The sequence below is a fragment of the Streptomyces caniscabiei genome, from assembly GCF_014930365.1.
Classification (GTDB): domain Bacteria; phylum Actinomycetota; class Actinomycetes; order Streptomycetales; family Streptomycetaceae; genus Streptomyces; species Streptomyces caniscabiei.
The window spans coordinates 213,766-231,957 of the sequence record NZ_JABXWI010000005.1; the positions used below are offsets into that span (position 1 = coordinate 213,766).

Consider the following 18,192-nt stretch of genomic DNA (forward strand, 5'->3'; position numbering starts at 1 on the left):
CGCGTCCCAGCCTTCCGCGAGCTGCCCGCATACGACGTTTCGCACGACCCTCTCACGACATTCCCCTCTGGAGATGGCGATCATGAGCACGTCCACCCTGGACAACGAGATCCGCGAGTTCGTCCTGACCACGGTCATCGACGAGATGAACATCCTGCTGAGCCGTGACGGCATCACCGACGAGAGCCCGGTGACCGTCGGCGGCCTGGAGCTGGACTCCCTGAGTCTGATCGAGCTGACGTTGCGGCTGGAATCGCGGTTCGGCGTGGAGATCCCGGACACCGACATCGAGCCGCTGGCCTCGCTGACCCTCGGCGGGCTCGTCGCCGAGGTCGTCGGGCGCGGGGCGAAGGCATGAGGGCGGAGACCTCCCCGCCGCCCGTCACGGGAGCCGTCGTGCCGGCCGGCGCCGCGCCGGCCGTCCTCACCACCGGGCTCGTCCGGGAGCTGCTGTCCGACCGCAAGATCTTCCCCGGTGTCCCGGACGACCTCGACGAGGACGCCGAACTGGTCCTGGACTCCCTGGGGTTGGTGTGGCTGCTGCATGTGGTGGAGGAGCGGTACGGCCTGGTCGTGGAGCCCGATGACGAGGACATCGCGGGCCTGACCTCGCTCCGGCGCCTCACGGAGTTCCTGGGCACGGCCGAAACGTCGGAAGTGGCCGCGACAGCGGATGCGGCCGGGACACCGGGTGCGCCGGGCGGCCCGGGTGCGCCGGACGGGGGTGAGCGCGGTGACCGGTGAGGTGACGGTGACCGGGTTCGGCGTGCGGACGGCGTTCGGGGTGGGCTCGGACGTCCTGCGGCGCGGTGTCTTCGCCGGTGTCCCCTCCTTCGCCCCCACCACCCGGTTCGACACCGGCCCGTACCGCACCCCGATGGCCGGCGCCGCCCCCGACGGCCCCGACGCGGTGGAGCACTGGGCCCTGCGTCCCGCCCTCGCGCACTGCGGGGCGGAGGCCCTCGACATGGCGGGGCTGCCCACGGGCACCGAGGCGGCGGTTCTGCTGGGCATCGCGGGCGACTGCACGAGCATCACGCGGTACTGGCGGGAGGCGGCCGCGCCGGGGGCCGACGCCGGGCACGGCGGTCCCGGCGACGGGGCTCCCGGGGTTCCCGGGGTGACGGGATCGGTCATGACGGCGGGGACGGCGGGAGCGGCGGGGACGGCGGGGGCGGCCACGCCGGCCGACGCCGTCCCCGCGCATCTCGCCGAGTCGCTGGCCCGAGGCCTCGGGCTGACCGGGCCCCGGCTCACCTTCACCAACGCCTGTGTGGCCTCCGCCGCCGCGATCATCCACGCCTGCCGGCTGATCTCCTCCGGGCGGACCGAGGTCGCGGTGTGCGCCGGTGGCTACCTCGTGGAGGAGGAGACCTTCGGGAAGTTCGACTCGGGGCGGGCGCTGTCGCGTGACGGCGTGGTACGGCCGTTCAGCGCCGACCGGACCGGCCTGCTGCTCGGCGACGGGGTCGCGGCGGTCGTGCTGGAGTCCGCCGAGCACGCGCGGCGGCGCGGGGCCCGGCCGCTGGCGGGTGTCGTCGGGTGGGGCGCGGCAACCGACGCCCACCACATCGCGCAGCCGCATCCGGACGGCGTCGGCCTGGCCCGCGCGACCCGGCAGGCGCTGCGGCTGGCCGGGGACCCCGACGGATCGGGCCTCGGCTATGTCAACGCCCACGGCACCGGCACCAAGTACAACGACGGCGCCGAGACCCGGGGACTGCGTGCCGCGCTGCGCGAGCGGGCCGAGTCGATCCCGGTCAGCTCCACCAAGAGCACCACGGGCCATCTCCTGGAGGCCGCCGGAATCGTGGAGTTCGTGATCACGATGCTGGCCCTGACGGAGGGCGTGCTGCCGCCGACCGCCAACTTCACGCGGGCGGACCCGGAGTGCGACCTGGACTACGTGCCGAACCGGCCCCGGCAGACCGACCTCCGCCGGGCCCTCACCATCAACGCCGCCTTCGGGGGCGCCAACACCGCACTCGTCCTGGAGCGACCGTGACGACGACGGACAGGGGCACGAAACCCACATCGACGAGGGGGGACGAGCCCCCGGCGGCGGACGCGGGCGCATCCCCGTCGGCCGGCCCCAGCGAGGCCGGGCCGCCCGGCAAGGGGGCGGCGCCGACCGGCTCAGGGGCGGTACCGCGTTCGCCGCTCGTGGTGCTGGCCGCCGCCACCGCGACCCACGGCACCGGGCGGGACGGCGACATTCCGCTGCCGCGCCTGCCGGGGTTCGTGGAGTCGGCGTTCAGCCCGCTGGTGTACGAGGTCGCCGCGCGGTGTCTGACCGAGCGGCCGGCGGACCACTCCCGTACGGCCGTCGCGCTCGCGAGCCTGATGGGCGACACCACCACGGCCGATCTGGCGAGCCGGCGCGTGGTCTCGGGCCGGGTCCACAATCCGCTGCTGTTCATGCAGGCCACCCCCAACTCCGTGCTGGGGCACCTCAGCCGCGAGTTCGGGATCACCGGCCAGATGTTCAGCGTGTCGACGTTCGACGACCCGGTGACCGAACTGCTGGACATGGCCGACCTCCTCCTGGAGGACCCGGAGCTGGACCAGGTGCTGGTGGTGGGCGTGGAACTGGGCGGCGGCGAGCGGTGGGCCGCCGTGCACCGGGAGCTGTCCGCCGAGGACGGCCGCCCGGTCCCGGACCTGCCCGCGTCCGCCGCCCTGGCGGCGGCCGTCCTGCTCGGCCGCCCTGACTCCGGCGCGGACTCCGGGTCCGGCGCCCCCATGACCATCGGTCCGACGGAGACGTTCGCCGGGGCGCGCTCGGCGGCGGCTCCGCACGCCGGCAGCGTGCAGGGCCTGTTCGACCTGGCCGACGCGCACCGGCGGCTGCCGCGGGACACGGAACGAGACGAGACGGAGAGCCATGCTCATCAGTAGGCAGGAGCGGGCGCGGATCTGCTCCGACACGGAACTCGGCGCCGGCAACGTCCTGCGACGCCTGGCCGCCTACGAACGCCCCCTCGACGAACCGGTGTTGCACACCGACGGCACCTGGCGCGCACCGGACGGCAGCCGACCCGACGTGCTGACACTCGGGCAGTTGTACGAGGTGGTCGAGGCCTACGCGGGCTGGTACGCGGCCCACGGGGTGCGTCCCCGCGACCCGGTGGCCATCCACTCCTCCTGCGCCGCCGAGTTCGCCGTGAACTTCCTGGCGCTGACGTCGATCGGGGCCGTGCCGTCGTTCGTCAACGGCAACCTCTCGCCGGAGATCGCGCGGGAGTACGTCCGCCGCCAGGGCGCGGTGGGCGCCTTCACGGACGAGGCACACCGCGAGGTGCTGGCCGAGGACGCGGCGGGGGGAGGAGACGGTTCCGGAGGGCACGGTCTCGGGCTCCGTTTCCGGCTGACCGCCCCCGACGTCCGCCCCGAGCACCGCGCGTCGCTTCCGCCGTCGTACCCCTACCGGCACGACCCCACCGACCCGGTGCTCATCTCCCACTCCTCCGGGACGACCGGTCTGCCGAAAGGGGTGCCGCACACCCATCGGACGCTGATGTACGCCCAGCTGCACCGGCTGCGGTTCTCGACCGGCGCCGACATGGAGCGCACGCTGGTGGGGCTGCCGGGCGCGCACAACGCGATGGTGGCGACCCTGCTGTACTGCCTGCTGCTGCGCACCGACCTCAAGCTGCTCTCCAGTCAGCGCGGCACGGATGTGCTGGACGCGATCGAGGCGTTCCGGCCGACCACCGTGCTGGCCTTCGCCGGGACCTTCGGCGAGATGGCGGCGGAGGATCTGACGGCGCGCGATCTGTCCAGCGTGCAGGTGTGGTTCAACACGGGGGACGCGGCGCACGAGGCTCACATCCGGGCGCTCGTCCAGCACGGGAGCCGCATCGAGATCCGGCGCGACCTCAGCCGTGTCCGGGTCGAGGGATCGGTCTTCGTGGACGGGCTCGGTTCCTCGGAGGCCGGCTACTCGGTCTTCCACAACCGGCACACCAAGGACACCTCCGCCTACTCCCGCTGTGTCGGCAAGCCGATCAGCTTCGCCGAGGCCGCCGTGCTCGCCGAGGACGGCACCCAACTGCCGCCCGGGCAGATCGGCCGGCTGGGCCTCAAGTCGCCCACGCTGACGCCCGGTTACTGGAACGACTCGCTGACCTGGAACCGGATGCGGCTCGGCGGCTACTGGCTCACCGGCGACCTTGCCCACCAGGACGAGGAGGGCAACTTCTACCACCTCGACCGGGCCCCGGACGCCATCCGCACCCCGGCGGGCATCGTCTTCAGCACCCGCACCGAGGAACTACTCCTGGCCGCGCTGCCGGAACTCAGCGACTGCACGGTGGTCGGGGTCGCCCCCGACGGCGTACGCGCGGACTGGGACGGCGACGGCGAGGCGGAGGCGTACGCCCTGCTCCAGCTCGCCGACGCGGGCGGAGCCGGCGAGGAGCGGAACGGGCCGCGGGACGACGGGCAGCGGACCGGGACTGCGGTCGACGAGGAGTGGACCGGGCGGGTCAACACGGTGCTGACGGCCGCCGGGTTCCCGCCGGTGACCCGGGCCCTGCGGATGGAGGCCGGTGACGTGGCCAAGGGTGCCACCGGCAAGGTTCTCAAACGAGTGATGCGCGACCGGTTCGCCGCCGACACGGCCGCCGGGGTCGCCGCCGAGGAGCAGCACGCATGAGCACGCACACCGACGCCGAGGGCGTCAACCACCGCGCCCGGGCCGGGGAGGCGTACCGGCTGTGGTGGCAGCACGACGCCAACTGGTACCAGGGGGTGGCCGCCCGGTTCGGGCAGGAGGTCGCGAACGAGATCAACGCGGAGGCGATGGGGAAGGTCGCCCTGCACGTCGGACAGCGGGTCGCCCGGCTGCACGGGCCCCTGCCCGACACCGGCGACGGCCGCAAGGACCTGGAGGAGCTGCGCCGCCGGTACGACGACTGCGGCGACCGGATGTTCCCGCCGGAGCTGCGCAACGCCTCCACCGAGGTCGAGGACGACGACCTGATCGTCCTCACCCTCCGGCGGAACTTCGCGATCACCATGGTCCGGATGGCCGGTTCGCTGGAGGGCTACCGCTGCCCGTGCACCGCCGTCCACGCCGGCTGGTCCGAGGGCCTCGGTGTGACGCTCACGGAGAACCGGGCCGAGACCTGTCTGCGCGACGGCGACAAGGCGTGCCGCCTCCTCATACGGGCCGCCCCGGCCGCCGCACCCGCCGCCGTCGTCCCCGGATCGGAGGGCTGAGCCATGCGCGTACTCGTCGCCGGAGCCACCGGCGTGGTCGGACATCCGCTGGTGGGCGCGTTGCGAGCACGGGGCCACCACGTCGGCGTCCTGGTGCGGCAGGGGTCGCGCGCCCGGGCCCCGGAGGCGGACGAGGTGGTGGTCGCCGACGCCCTGGACCGCGAGGCCGTGCTGTCGGCGGTGTCCGCCGCCCGGCCCGAGGTGGTCGTCCACCAGATGTCCGCCCTGCGGCTGCTGCGGGACGACCCGCCGGAGGCCTTCGCCCGCACCGCGCGCCTGCGCGTCGAGGGCACGGCCCATCTGATCGAGGCGGCCCGCGCGGCCGGCACACGCCGGCTGGTCGCCCAGTCCATCGCCTTCGCCGCCGCCCCGGCCGGCGCCCCGGTCCTCGACGAGGACGCGCCGCTGTACGTCGACGCCCCCGACCCCGGCTGGGCCTCGACCGTACGGGCCGTCGCCGAGCTGGAACGGCAGGTGACGGGCAGCGGCATGGAAGGCGTGGTGCTGCGCTACGGCACGCTGTACGGCCCCCGCACGGCGTACGCCCGTACCGGCGCGACCGCGCTGTCCGTGCAGGCCGGCCGGCTGCCGCTGCCGGGCAGCGGGGCCGGGATCATATCGTTCCTGCACGTCGAGGACGCGGTGGGAGCGGCCGTGACCGCCGTCGAGTCCGACGCGGGCGGGGTGTTCCATGTGACGGACGACGATCCGGCGCCCGCCGCGCAGTGGCTGCCGCACTTCGCCCGGATGCTCGCCGCGCCCTCCCCGCGCACGGTCCCGGCGGCCCTCGCGCCCCGGCTCCTCGGCTGGTTCATGAGCCACCAGCTCACCTCGGCGCACGGCGCCGCCAACGACCGGGCCCGTACGGCCCTGGGCTGGAAGCCGACCAGACCGAGCTGGCGCGACGGGCTGGGCCAGGAGTGACGCGCGCCGATGTCGCCCTCGCCGTCGGCGGGAGCGCGCGCACCCCGGTGACCGGCCGCCGCGCCGTGACCGACCGCCGCGCCATGACCGGCCGCCGCACGACCGGACGCGACCGTGGGAGAGACGGAGGCACCCGATGACCGCCACGAGCCTGACGGCTGGGAACTCCTCGGCCGGCCCGGCCCGCGGTCGGCTCGTCCTCCTCGTCGTGGTCTGCGCGCAGATGCTGATCTGGCTGGACACCTCGATCCTCAACGTCGCCGTCACCACGCTCGCCGACCCGGTCGAGGGCCTGGGCGCCACCCCCGGCGAACTGGAGTGGGTGGCGAGCGCCTACACCCTGGTCGTCGCCGGCACCCTCTTCGCGGGCGGCGCGCTCGCCGACCGCTTCGGGCCCCGGAACACGCTCGTCGCCGGGCTCGCGCTGATCGGCGTGGCCTCCGGTGCGGGCGCGTTCGTGGACAGCCCGGAGTGGCTGATCGTGGCCCGTGTCTTCATGGGCGCGGGCGCCGGCCTGTTGATGCCGGCCACGCTGACGGTCATCGTGCAGAGCACCCCGGAGGAGAAACGCACCCGGGCGATCGCGATCTGGAGCTCGTCGAGCGGTCTCGGCGTGGCCATCGGCCCGGTCGCGGGCGGGGCGCTGCTCAGCCACTTCTGGTGGGGCTCGGTGTTCCTGGTCAACGTGCCGATCGTGGCGCTGTGTCTGCCGGCGGTCCTGGCCTTCGTCCCCGACCTCGGCGGCTCCCGACGCCGGGTGCTCGACCTGCCCGGCCTCCTTCTGTCGGTGCTCGGCCTGGGCGGGGTGGTCTACGGCATCATCGAACTCGGCGGCGGCAGCGCCTGGTACGGGCCGCACGTGCTGCTGCCCCTGGTGCTGGGCGGTGTCGTGCTGGTCGTCTTCGTCGCAGGTCAGCGCAGGTCCAGTGCGCCCAGTCTGGATCTGCGGCTCTTCCGGCAGCCCGGCTTCACGGCCGGCAGCGTGGTGCTGCTGATCGCCTTCATGGCGCTGGCCGGTCACCTGTTCTACGCGGCCTTCTATCTCCAGGGGCCCCGGGGCCTCTCCCCCGCCGACGCCGGAACCGTCATGATCGCCGCCGCGATCGGCATCGTCCTCGGCAGCCAGGCGTCTCCGGCGCTGAGCCGTCGGCTGTCGGCCCGCTGGACCGTCGCGGCCGGCGTCCTCGCCACCGCCGCCACCTACGTCGCGTACGCCTGGCTCGACGGGGGGACCCCGCTGTGGGTGGTCGCCGCGCTGCTGTGGATCCAGGGCTTCGGCATGGGCCTGGTCGGGACGCCGGTCACGGCCGTGATGATGCGCGGGGTGCCGCCGCAGCTCGCGGGCGCCGGTTCCGCCGTCAACAGTGTCACCCGGCAGGTCGGCGGCACACTCGGGGTGGCCATGGCCGGGTCGATCCTCTCGGCCGTCTACCGGGACCGGATGGCCGACGCCGAACTGCCCGGCCCCGCACAGGGCTTGTCCCCCTCCGCCGGGGAACAGGCCCGCACCTCCGCCGAGGCCGCCCGCGCCCTGGCCGACTCGCTGAACCTGCCCGGCCTGGCGACCGCGGCCGACCGCGCCTTCCTCGACGCCATGTACGCCGCCACGCTCTCCGTCGCCGCCCTCGCCCTCATCGGCTGCGCGGTCGCGGTGACAGGCCTGCGCGACCGCTCGGCCCCCGAGGACCGGGAACCCGCCGGGTCCCGGGACCGCACCCGGCCGGAGGCACCCTCCACACGACCCCAGGACCGCACACCACCGCAGGAGCCCGCCCAGCCGTCGGACCCGGCACCGAGAGGAAACGCACGATGACCCAGCCGACGAGCGCGGAGGCGGCTCCCGCCACGGCCCCGGCGCCCCCGGCCACGACGACCGCCTCGGCGGCTGCCACGACGGCCGTCCAGGCGACCGCCCCCGCGGATGCCACGGCGACCGCCCCCGCGAATGTCCCGACCGCTGATCCCTCGGCACCCTCAGGCCGCTCGGTCCTCGTCACCGGAGGGAACAGAGGCATCGGACTGGCCATAGCCCGCCGGTTCGCGGCGTCCGGAGACCGCGTCACCGTGACCTACCGGAGCGAGGCACCCCCCGCCTCCGAGGGCTTCCTCGCCGTGCGGTGCGATGTGACGGACAGCGCCCAGGTCGACCAGGCATTCAAGGAGGCCGAGACCGCCCACGGCCCGGTCAGTGTCCTGGTCGCCAACGCGGGCGCCGCCCGGGACCGGCTGCTGGTGCGCATGTCGGAGGAGGACTTCACCTCCGTCGTCGACACCAACCTCACCGGCGCCTTCCGCGTCGCGCGGCGCGCGGTGCGCGGCATGCTGCGGGCGGGCCACGGCCGGATCGTCCTGCTCTCCTCCACGGCGGCCCTGCACGGCTCCCCCGGCCAGACCAACTACGCGGCGGCGAAGGCCGGCCTCGTCGGCTTCGCCCGTTCCCTGACCCAGGAGCTCGGTGCCCGCGACATCACCTGCAACGTCGTCGCCCCCGGGCTCACGGAGACGGACATGAGCCGCGCCCTCACCCCGGAACAGCGCCGCGCACTGCTGAGCACCACCCCCGCCGGCCGCCCGGGCACCCCGGAGGAGGTCGCCGACGCGGTGGCCTTCCTGGTCGGCGCGGGCTATGTACGCGGCGCCGTGATCCCGGTCGACGGGGGCGCCGGACTGGGCCACTGAGGGCACCCCTGGACCGGGTGGGGAAGCGGACGTCGCGCGGCCGTTCGTTTCCCCACCCGTCGCACGGGCCCCGTCGGGGCTAGCTCCGCCCGCGCAGCGTCCGGTACTTGGCGACCAGTGCCTTCGTGGACTCGTCCAGGCCCGGCACGTCGGCGCCTTCCGTGAGCGCCGGCTCGACGCGCTTGGCGAGGACCTTGCCCAGCTCGACACCCCACTGGTCGAAGGAGTCGATGTTCCAGACGGCTCCCTGGACGAACACCTTGTGCTCGTACAGCGCGATCAGCTGGCCGAGGACCGACGGGGTCAGCTCCTTCGCCAGGATCGTGGTCGTCGGGTGGTTCCCCTGGAACGTCTTGTGCGGCACCAGCTCCTCCGGCACGCCCTCCGCCCGCACCTCGTCCGGCGTCTTGCCGAAGGCCAGCGCCTGGGTCTGGGCGAAGAAGTTGGCCATCAGCAGGTCGTGCTGGGCCTTGAGCGTGTCGCTGAGCTCGGCGACCGGCTCGGCGAAGCCGATGAAGTCCGCCGGGATCAGCTTCGTGCCCTGGTGGATCAGCTGGTAGTACGCGTGCTGTCCGTTGGTCCCGGGCGTGCCCCAGACCACCGGCCCGGTCTGCCAGTCCACGGGCACCCCGTCCCGGCCCACGTACTTGCCGTTGGACTCCATGTCCAGCTGCTGGAGGTAGGCGGTGAACTTGGACAGGTAGTGGCTGTAGGGCAGCACCGCGTGCGACTGGGCGTCGTGGAAGTTGCCGTACCAGATCCCCAACAGGCCCAGCAGCAGCGGCACATTGGACTCGGCCGGTGCCGTGCGGAAGTGCTCGTCGACGATGTGGAACCCGTCGAGCATCTCGCGGAAGCGGTCGGGCCCGATCGCGATCATCAGGGACAGCCCGATCGCCGAGTCGTAGGAGTACCGACCGCCGACCCAGTCCCAGAACTCGAACATGTTGGCCGTGTCGATGCCGAAGTCCGACACCTTCTCGGCATTCGTCGACAGCGCCACGAAGTGCTTGGCGACGGCCTCGGAGCCGGCCTTCAGCTCGGTGAGCAGCCAGTCGCGCGCGGAGGTCGCGTTGGTGATCGTCTCGATGGTGGTGAACGTCTTGGAGGCGATGATGAACAGCGTCTCCGCCGCGTCCAGGTCCCGGACCGCCTCGTGCAGATCGGCGCCGTCCACGTTGGACACGAAACGGACGGTCAGATCGCGGTCGGTGTAGGAGCGCAGCACCTCGTACGCCATCGCCGGGCCGAGGTCGGAGCCGCCGATGCCGATGTTGACGACGTTCTTGATGCGCCGGCCCGTGTGGCCGGTCCACTCGCCGGAGCGGATCCGCTCGGCGAAGCCGGCCATCCTGTCGAGCACGGCGTGCACACCGGGCACCACGTTCTCGCCGTCGACCTCGATCACCGCGTCGCGCGGGGCGCGCAGCGCGGTGTGCAGGACGGCACGGTCCTCGGTGGTGTTGATCTTCTCACCGCGGAACATGGCGTCCCGCAGCCCGAACACGTCGGTGGCGGCGGCCAGCTCGCGCAGCAGCCGCAGTGTCTCGTCGGTGACCAGATGCTTGGAGTAGTCGACGTGCAGATCGCCGACCTCCAGCGTGTACCCGGTGCCGCGCCCCGGGTCGGCCGCGAACAACTCGCGCAGCCGGACGTCGCCCTGCTGCTCCCGGTGCTCGGCCAGCGCGGTCCACTCCGGCGTCTGGTTGAGCCTGGTACGGCTTTCTGCGTTCATCTCGGACTTCAGCCTTCTTTCCTACCTGGTCCTGCCTGCGTACCTTGCCCCGCTGCCGTTCCAACCTAATTGATCACGACGGAACACGAGCCGTCGTCCCGGGGTCGTCCGACACGACAACAGATACGTCCGCCCGGAGCGCCGGTGTCAGCGCGGGCGAGGAACGGCATGAAGAAGGCGGCGAGCAGCTCGGCGGCACGCCGGTCGCCCTGTTCAGGGCATGGGGACGGCGCACGCCCCCGAACAGCTCCGGCCGGGCACCCTGGGTACCCGGCCGGTGTCGTTCGTCAGATCTCGCCCCGCAGTTTGGCGAGCGCCTCGGCGAGGATCGCCTCGCCGTCCGCGTCGCTGCGCCGCTCGCGGACGTAGGCGAGGTGCGTCTTGTAGGGCTCGGTGCGCGGTGGGTCCGGCGGGTTGTCCCGGTCCTGTCCGGCCGGGAAGCCGCAGCGCGGGCAGTCCCAGGTGTCGGGGACCTGAGCGTCGCTGGCGAAACTCGGCTGGGTCTCGTGTCCGTTGGAGCACCAGAAGGAGATGCGCAGCCGGGGTGCGGACTCGCCGCGCTCGGCTTCGCCCATCGGCCCCGCCCCGACCCGGCTTCCTCGGATCGCGTTGCCACTTGCCACGGTCGTAACTCCCTGCGTGATGGTGCGGCGAAGCGAGTCGGCGTTTCGCTTCGCTGCGAGCGCCTCAGTCTACGTAAGGCCCAACGCGCGTCCAGTGATTGGAGTTACATCCCGCCCACAGACGCAAGCCCCATGATAGGCCGCGCTCGAAGTCGCGTACCCGGCATGGGGCTTTACGTGCGGAATGGTGCGTCCGTGACGCGTTGTTCGCCGGTGTCGGCCTGAGGGTCAGTTGTTGACCTTCATCAGGATGCCGAGTACGACAATGCACGCGAACCACAGCAGACCGACCACGACGGTGATCCGGTCGAGGTTGCGCTCGGCGACCGAGGAGCCGCCGACGGAGGACTGCATACCGCCACCGAACATGTCGGAGAGGCCGCCGCCCTTGCCCTTGTGCATCAGCACCAGCAGCATCATCAGCAGGCTGAAGACGATCAGGGCGATCGAGAACCCCATAACCACGGCTGGACCAACTTCCTCGGATTCTGATGGACTGCGGGGACCGGCCGCGTCGGCCGGTCCCCGCAAGAGTACGACGTTACGCCGCTAGGGCCTACTCACTGGTCGCGGAAGCGCACGATCTTGACGAACTCGTCGGCGTCCAGCGAGGCACCGCCGACGAGGGCGCCGTCGATGTCGGCCTGGGCCATGATCTCGGCGACGTTGCCGGCCTTGACGGAGCCGCCGTACTGGATGCGGACCTGGTCGGCCAGCTCCTGACCGTACAGCTCGGTGAGCTTGCCGCGGATGGCCGCGCACACCTCCTGGGCGTCCTCGGCGCCGCAGACCTTGCCGGTGCCGATGGCCCAGACGGGCTCGTAGGCGATGACGACGGTCTCGGCGTGCTCGGCGGGGACGTCCTTGAGGCCGCCCTCGACCTGGGCGAGGGTGTGGGAGACGTGGTTGCCCGCCTCGCGGACCTCCAGCTCCTCGCCGACGCAGAGGATGGGGGTGAGGCCGTGCTTGTAGGCGGCCTTGACCTTGGCGTTGACGATCTCGTCGGTCTCGTCGTGGTACTGGCGGCGCTCGGAGTGGCCGATCGCCACGAAGGTGCACTTGAGCTTGGCCAGCATCGGGCCGGAGATCTCGCCGGTGTAGGCACCGGAGTCGTGCGCCGAGAGGTCCTGGGCGCCGTACTTGATCTTGAGCTTGTCGCCGTCGACCAGGGTCTGGACCGAGCGCAGGTCGGTGAAGGGCGGCAGGACCGCGACCTCACAGGCCTCGTAGTCCTTGTCGGCGAGGGCGAAGGCGAGCTTCTGGACGTGGGCGATGGCCTCGAGGTGGTTGAGGTTCATCTTCCAGTTGCCCGCCATCAGGGGCGTACGCGTGCTCATTGAGGGTCAGTCCTCCAGTGCGGCGAGGCCGGGGAGCGTCTTGCCCTCGAGGTATTCGAGGGAGGCGCCGCCACCGGTAGAGATGTGGCCGAATGCGTTCTCGTCGAAGCCCAGGATCCGTACGGCGGCTGCGGAGTCGCCGCCGCCGACAACCGTGAAGGCCTTGGAATCGAGGAGTGCCTGGGCGACCGCCTTGGTGCCCTCGGCGAACTCGGGGTGCTCGAAGACGCCCATGGGGCCGTTCCAGAAGACGGTGGCGGCGTCGGCGATCTTCGAGGCGTACAGCGTGGCGGACTCCGGACCGATGTCCAGGCCCATCTGCCCGGTGGGCATGGCGTCAGCGGCGACGGCGGTGGCGTCGGCCGGGGCCTTGCTCTTCAGGTCCGGGAAGGCGGGGGCGACGACGGCGTCCACGGGCAGGACGATCTCGACGCCGGTGCGCTCCGCGCGCTCCAGGTACTCGGTGACCGCGCCGAGCTGGTCCTCCTGGAGAAGGGAGCCGCCGACCTCGTACCCCTTGGCCTTGAGGAAGGTGTACGCCATGCCGCCGCCGATGAGGATGCGGTCGGCCTTGCCGAGCAGCTGGTCGATGACGGCGAGCTTGTCGGAGACCTTGGCGCCGCCGAGCGCGACCACGTAGGGCCGCTGGACGTCGTCGGTGAGCTTCCTGAGGACGCCGACCTCGGTGGCGATGAGGTACCCGGCGTAGTGCGGCAGGCGGGCCGGGAGGTCGAAGACCGAGGCGTGCTTGCGGTGCACCGCGCCGAAGCCGTCGCCCACGTAGACGTCCGCGAGGGCGGCCAGCCGGTCGGCGAAGGCGCCGCGCTCGGCGTCGTCCTTGCTCGTCTCGCCGGCGTTGAAGCGCAGGTTCTCGACGACGGCGACCTGGCCGTCGGTCAGGCCCGCGACCGTGGCGGCGGCGGACTCGCCGACCGTGTCCGTCGCGAACGCCACGTCGGTGCCGAGGAGTTCACCGAGGCGGGCAGCGGCCGGGGCGAGCGAGAAGGCCGGGTCCGGGGCGCCCTTGGGGCGGCCCAGGTGGGAGGCGACGACGACGCGCGCGCCCGCCTCGGCCAGCGCCTTCACGGTGGGCAGGACGGCGCGGATACGGCCGTCGTCGGTGATGGTGGTGCCGTCGAGCGGCACGTTGAGGTCGGCGCGGACGAAGACCCGCCGGCCGGCGACTGGCTCGGCGAGGAGCTCGTCGATCGTCTTCATGGAAAGGGCTCCCGAGGAGGCTTGTGGTGCTCGTGATCGTAGGAGGAACCGCTTTTGTACGTGAGTCAGGGCTCGGGCGACGCGTCCCTGCGCCGCCCGAGCCCTGCTCTCACACGGAAGTGCCCGCTCTGTCGATCAGAGCTGGCCGCCGACGAAGACCGTGAGGTCGACGAGGCGGTTGGAGTAGCCCCACTCGTTGTCGTACCAGCCGAGGATCTTCACCGTGTTGCCCTCCTGGACCATGGTCAGGGAGGAGTCGAAGGTGCAGGAGGCCGGGTCGCTGACGATGTCCGAGGAGACGATCTCGTCCTCGGTGTAGGCCAGGTAGCCCTTGAGGTCGCCGTCCTCGGAGGCCTTCTTGAACGCGGCGTTGACCTCGTCCTTGGTGACCTCGCGCTGCAGCGTGACGACCAGGTCGGTGGCCGACCCGGTCGGGACCGGGACGCGCATCGCGATGCCGTCCAGCTTGCCCTTGAGCTGCGGGAGGACCAGCGCGGTGGCCTTCGCGGCACCCGTGGTGGTCGGGATGATGTTCTCGGCGGCGGCGCGGGCGCGACGCAGGTCCGAGTGCGGGAAGTCCAGGATGCGCTGGTCGTTGGTGTAGGCGTGGACCGTCGTCATCAGACCCTTGACGATGCCGAAGTTCTCGTCGAGGACCTTGGCCATCGGCGCCACACAGTTGGTGGTGCAGGAGGCGTTGGAGATGACGTGGTGGTTCACCGGGTCGTACTTGTCCTGGTTGACGCCCATCACGATGGTGATGTCCTCGTCCTTGGCCGGGGCCGAGATGAGGACCTTCTTGGCGCCGCCGGCGAGGTGCTTCGCGGCGTCGGCCTTCTTCGTGAAGATGCCGGTGGACTCGATGACGATGTCCACGCCCAGCTCGCCCCACGGGATGTCGGCGGGGTTGCGCTCGGAGAGCACCTTGATGGTGTGGCCGTCCACGGTGATCGTGTCGGCGGTGTGCGACACCTCGGCCTTGAGGCGGCCCAGGATGGTGTCGTACTTCAGGAGGTGTGCGGTGGTCGCGGTGTCACCCAGGTCGTTGACAGCCACGATCTCGATGTCAGCACCCTGCTCCAGCAGCGCGCGGAAGTAGTTACGACCGATGCGGCCAAAGCCGTTGATGCCTACGCGGATCGTCACGAACCGATCTCCTCGTTGGTACGCCGGCTCAGTGCCGGCGAGCTGTATGGGATGTCCCCGACCGCCTACGACCCTACAGCCCCGGGGGCCGTCGAGTGACATCGAGATGCCCTATACATGCCGGTGCGGTCCGTACTCGCCAGTAGGGGTACGGACCGCCCTGGTTTTACAAGGTGATTACCTTTTGAGCGGCCCCCCGATCATCTGATTTCAGACGTCCGGAGGGCCGCCCACGAGGCCTTTCCTCACCCGTTCGGCTCAGTCGGCACTCAGTTCGTCAGTGCCGCCAGCGCCTTGCCGAGCAGTGCCTTGCGGTCGGCCGCCGAGACGACCTGCTCCAGACCGAAGCCCAGCAGCACCGTGTCGTCCGTGGTGATCGCGCCGAAGGTCTTGAACAGTTCACCCGAGAGTCCCCAGTCCTTCACGACCGCGGGGCTGCCCGCGGGCGGGCCGGGGGTGCTCCACGCGCCGAGCGAGGTCTCGAAGCTGTCCACCGCGCCGGGCGTGCCGCCGACGACGACGGTGGCGTTGTCGGCGAGGAGACCGCGACCGCCGCTGCCGGGGTCGGTGACATAGCTGAGCGACACCTCGACCTTCTTGCCGGCGTACGCGGACAGGTCGAACTCGACCTGCTGCCAGCCGTCGGAGGCCCCGGTGAAGCTGTTCCAGGCGCCGCTGGTGCCGCTGGGCGTGCAGCCCCCGGCGCCCACGGTCAGGTACCGCTTCAGGGCCGGGTGACCCTGGACGAAGAACCCGGCCTCGCACTCGGTGGGCACGGCGGAGGAGGTGGCACCGCCGGCGTCCGGCAGCGTCGTCCAGTCGTCCGCGCCGACGGTGTGCGCCTCCAGGAGGGCGTGGTCGTAGCCCTCCTCGGTGCTCCACAGCAGCTGGGTGCGCAGGGTGGGCCGGTCCGCCGCGGTCACCGACGTGAGGTCGATGGTGCGGGTGAGACGGTTCCACGCGTAGTCGGTGTGCGTGGCGGCAGCCATGGACGCGCCCTCGTAGGGGCCGTACGGGTTGACGGTCCCGGGGTACTGACCCGCGCCTGCGCTCTCGAACTGCGGGAACGTCTCCACGGGCAGGGCGTCGGAGGTGACGCCGAACGATCCGGCGGTGTTCAGTGGGTTCCCGGGCGCGTCGCCGAGGGTTCCCGAGAAGCCGTCGAGCTTGGCGAGACCGGCGAAGGCGGTGGCGTTCGGCAGGGAGGTACGGCTGTAGGCGCCCAGGTAGTACTGGCTGAAATCGTTCGACAGGGTGCCGTCGCCGAGGTCGACGGAGCCGCCGGCGCTCTCGCCCGACTCGATCAGCTTGCCGCCCTCGTTGAGGTAGGCGCGCAGGGCGAGCTGGGTGGCGACGCCCGGCCGGACGGCGCCCGTGTAGTGCACGACCTGCTTGAAGTGCTTCAGCACGCCGAGCGCGTCGGGCGCGCCCTGGGTGGCGACGTCCCAGACGAGCGCCTTCTTGCCGTTGGCCTTCAGCGCGTCGACGTAGACCTGGGTCTGGGTCGCGGTCGCGCCCTCCTCGGCGACGACGAGCGTGTCGGCCTTGGGGCGTTCGGCGATCGTGTAGGTGAAGCGCTCGCTCCTGGTCGGCTTGCCGCTCTTGGTCTCACCGGTGAACCAGACCTCGACCTTGTCGCCCGGCTCGCCGTCCTGCACCTTGGCCCGGTACTCGTCGAAGTACAGGTTGTCCGCGCCGCCGAAGGTCTCGCCGCCCTTCCAGGCCTTGAGCGTCTGGTCGTACGTGGGGCCGCGGCCGTTGATCCGGTAGTTCAGCTCCTTGTCGCGCACCGACCTGCGGGCGACGACGGAGATCGTCTGGTCGGCGCCGCGCGAGTACGACGTGGAGAAGGCGGCCGGGGTGAAGTCGGGGGCGTCGATGCCGACCGAGGACTTCGGCTGGTCGGGCTTGACGGCGGACTCGGCGACGGAGAGCGCGAAGGGGATGTTCTTCGCGAACTCCTGCTGGATCAGCTTCTCGTCGTCCGGGAACGTGAAGACCGAGGCGCAGTCCTCGGGCTTCCAGGCGTCGGCCGGGTCGATGTTCGACGCGGTCTGGCAGGTCGACATCTCGGGGGTGAAGAACGCCGCGCCGTTGACGTTGGAGGCGTGGCCGTTCGCCTCGCCGTTCGTCGTGTACAGCTCGGAGGAGAGCTGGGGGTGGTACCCGGGGATCGCGGGGTTCTCCGGGGTGCCGGCCAGCGACTTGTAGAGCACGTCGTCCGGGCTGGGGCTGGCCACCTGCCAGCCGACGCCGTAGAGGATGAGCTCGGCGGCCGAGTGGTAGTTGATGCCGTACTCGAAGCCGATGCGCTTCTCGAAGGCGTCCAGGACCTTGGTCTCCGGCTCCGAGTTCGGGCCGTCGCCGCGGTAGGTCTCACTGGTGGGGAACGGGGAGGAACCCTCGTTGTCGTAGCCCCACTTGTAGGCGAAGTTGCGGTTGAGGTCGACGCCGTCGCCGACGGTGATGGCGTTGTCGCCGTTGACGTCCCGCAGGTTCTTGCGCCACTGGCGGTTGCCGTCGGCCTGGTGCGTGAAGTCGTAGCCGTCGGGGTTGGCGGAGATCACGAACCACAGCTCGGTGGAGTCGACGATCTTCTTGATCCGCTTGTCCGTCTTGTAGTTGTCCAGGTAGTGGTGCATCAGGCGCCGGGTCATCTCCGGCGTGATCCACTCACGGGCGTGCTGGTTGGACAGGTACAGCACCGACGGCTTGGCGCCGTCCTTGGTCTTCTTCGCGTTCTTGGTCAGTTTGACCGCGAGGATGTCCTGGCCCCGCAGGGTCTTGCCGAGGGAGACCACCTTGGTCAGGGAGGGGTGCTCCTGACCGGTCCGGAGGATCTCCTCCTTGAGGTTGCCGGCGCCGCTGTAGGGGCGGTAGACCCCGTCGCCGGCGGCGTCCACGCGGGCCTCGGCCTTGCTGGTGAGGCGGTGTTCCCTCAGCTCGACGCCCTGCTCCTCCAGGGCGTCCGCCTGCTTGTCGGTGAGGTAGACCTCGACCGACGCGGTGCCCTTCTCCGGCGCCTGCTCGCTGAGTTCATGACCGTCCTGCCCGGCCGCGAGCAGCAGCGGTATCTGCTTCTTCGTCACCTCGGCGCGGAAGACCTTGACCTCGTCCGTGTCCGAGCCGTCGTTCTCGGCAGCCTGGGCGAGCGGTGCGAGTCCCGCACCACCGCCCAGCAGGAGCGCGCCGGCGGCGAGGATCGATCTCGCTCTTCGTCTCATGAGCCCCCCTTGCAGTGGTTCGCCCCAGCGGCGAACAGACGCCAGGCTCATGTCAGACATGGGTCACGTCAAGGGTGCCTCAC

The 18,192-nt window shown here is 71.5% G+C and carries 16 protein-coding genes; 9 read left to right on the plus strand and 7 right to left on the minus strand.

Features of this window, described 5'->3' with window-relative positions:
* Positions 1-73 precede the first annotated feature (73 nt).
* The 9 genes from HW837_RS16055 (at position 74) to fabG (ending at position 8,826) form a co-directional block, all read left to right on the plus strand.
* A complete protein-coding gene (locus HW837_RS16055) occupies positions 74-358 on the plus strand; it encodes an acyl carrier protein (protein ID WP_177261679.1) in 285 nt (94 codons plus the stop codon).
* Positions 355-744 carry an acyl carrier protein gene (locus HW837_RS16060; protein ID WP_237270218.1) on the plus strand — a complete coding sequence of 130 codons (390 nt, stop codon included), beginning with the start codon at positions 355-357 and terminating at the stop codon, positions 742-744. The genes HW837_RS16055 and HW837_RS16060 overlap by 4 nt, the downstream gene beginning before the upstream one ends.
* Positions 734-2,005, plus strand: a complete 1,272-nt coding sequence (locus HW837_RS16065) for a beta-ketoacyl-[acyl-carrier-protein] synthase family protein (protein ID WP_193380828.1) — start codon at positions 734-736, stop codon at positions 2,003-2,005. The genes HW837_RS16060 and HW837_RS16065 overlap by 11 nt, the downstream gene beginning before the upstream one ends.
* The gene (locus HW837_RS16070) at positions 2,002-2,898 is read left to right on the plus strand and encodes a beta-ketoacyl synthase N-terminal-like domain-containing protein (RefSeq protein ID WP_234442707.1); all 897 of its coding nucleotides are present in this window, start codon (positions 2,002-2,004) and stop codon (positions 2,896-2,898) included. Before HW837_RS16065 ends, HW837_RS16070 begins: the two co-directional genes overlap by 4 nt.
* Positions 2,885-4,657 (plus strand): class I adenylate-forming enzyme family protein, encoded by a 1,773-nt coding sequence (locus HW837_RS16075; RefSeq protein WP_193380827.1) that lies wholly within the window; start codon positions 2,885-2,887, stop codon positions 4,655-4,657. Before HW837_RS16070 ends, HW837_RS16075 begins: the two co-directional genes overlap by 14 nt.
* Positions 4,654-5,223 carry a hypothetical protein gene (locus tag HW837_RS16080; RefSeq protein WP_045560942.1) on the plus strand — a complete coding sequence of 190 codons (570 nt, stop codon included), beginning with the start codon at positions 4,654-4,656 and terminating at the stop codon, positions 5,221-5,223. Before HW837_RS16075 ends, HW837_RS16080 begins: the two co-directional genes overlap by 4 nt.
* A gap of 3 nt (positions 5,224-5,226) precedes the next feature.
* Positions 5,227-6,147, plus strand: coding sequence for an NAD-dependent epimerase/dehydratase family protein (locus HW837_RS16085; protein WP_045560943.1), 921 nt, complete (start codon positions 5,227-5,229; stop codon positions 6,145-6,147).
* A gap of 136 nt (positions 6,148-6,283) precedes the next feature.
* On the plus strand, positions 6,284-7,960 hold the full coding sequence (locus HW837_RS16090; RefSeq protein WP_234442708.1) for an MFS transporter: 1,677 nt from the start codon (positions 6,284-6,286) through the stop codon (positions 7,958-7,960).
* The gene (gene fabG, locus HW837_RS16095; protein WP_234442709.1) at positions 7,957-8,826 is read left to right on the plus strand and encodes a 3-oxoacyl-ACP reductase FabG; all 870 of its coding nucleotides are present in this window, start codon (positions 7,957-7,959) and stop codon (positions 8,824-8,826) included. Before HW837_RS16090 ends, fabG begins: the two co-directional genes overlap by 4 nt.
* 79 nt (positions 8,827-8,905) lie before the next feature.
* On the opposite strand, the gene pgi is transcribed toward fabG, so the two are convergent.
* From pgi to HW837_RS16125, 7 genes are all read right to left on the minus strand, one after another.
* Positions 8,906-10,561 carry a glucose-6-phosphate isomerase gene (gene pgi, locus HW837_RS16100; protein WP_193380826.1) on the minus strand — a complete coding sequence of 552 codons (1,656 nt, stop codon included), beginning with the start codon at positions 10,559-10,561 and terminating at the stop codon, positions 8,906-8,908.
* A 287-nt stretch (positions 10,562-10,848) separates the two neighbouring features.
* Positions 10,849-11,184: an RNA polymerase-binding protein RbpA gene (locus HW837_RS16105; protein WP_003957010.1), complete on the minus strand. Its 336-nt coding sequence runs from the start codon at positions 11,182-11,184 to the stop codon at positions 10,849-10,851.
* A 228-nt stretch (positions 11,185-11,412) separates the two neighbouring features.
* A complete protein-coding gene (secG, locus tag HW837_RS16110; protein WP_029181151.1) occupies positions 11,413-11,643 on the minus strand; it encodes a preprotein translocase subunit SecG in 231 nt (76 codons plus the stop codon).
* Positions 11,644-11,744: 101 nt separating this feature from the next.
* Positions 11,745-12,521, minus strand: a complete 777-nt coding sequence (gene tpiA / locus HW837_RS48260; RefSeq protein ID WP_045560945.1) for a triose-phosphate isomerase — start codon at positions 12,519-12,521, stop codon at positions 11,745-11,747.
* Between the two features lie 6 nt (positions 12,522-12,527).
* Positions 12,528-13,739: a phosphoglycerate kinase gene (locus tag HW837_RS48265; RefSeq protein WP_193380825.1), complete on the minus strand. Its 1,212-nt coding sequence runs from the start codon at positions 13,737-13,739 to the stop codon at positions 12,528-12,530.
* A 135-nt stretch (positions 13,740-13,874) separates the two neighbouring features.
* Positions 13,875-14,885 (minus strand): type I glyceraldehyde-3-phosphate dehydrogenase, encoded by a 1,011-nt coding sequence (gene gap / locus HW837_RS16120; RefSeq protein ID WP_193380824.1) that lies wholly within the window; start codon positions 14,883-14,885, stop codon positions 13,875-13,877.
* Positions 14,886-15,154: 269 nt separating this feature from the next.
* Positions 15,155-18,109 (minus strand): M14 family metallopeptidase, encoded by a 2,955-nt coding sequence (locus tag HW837_RS16125; RefSeq protein WP_193380823.1) that lies wholly within the window; start codon positions 18,107-18,109, stop codon positions 15,155-15,157.
* Positions 18,110-18,192 lie beyond the last annotated feature (83 nt).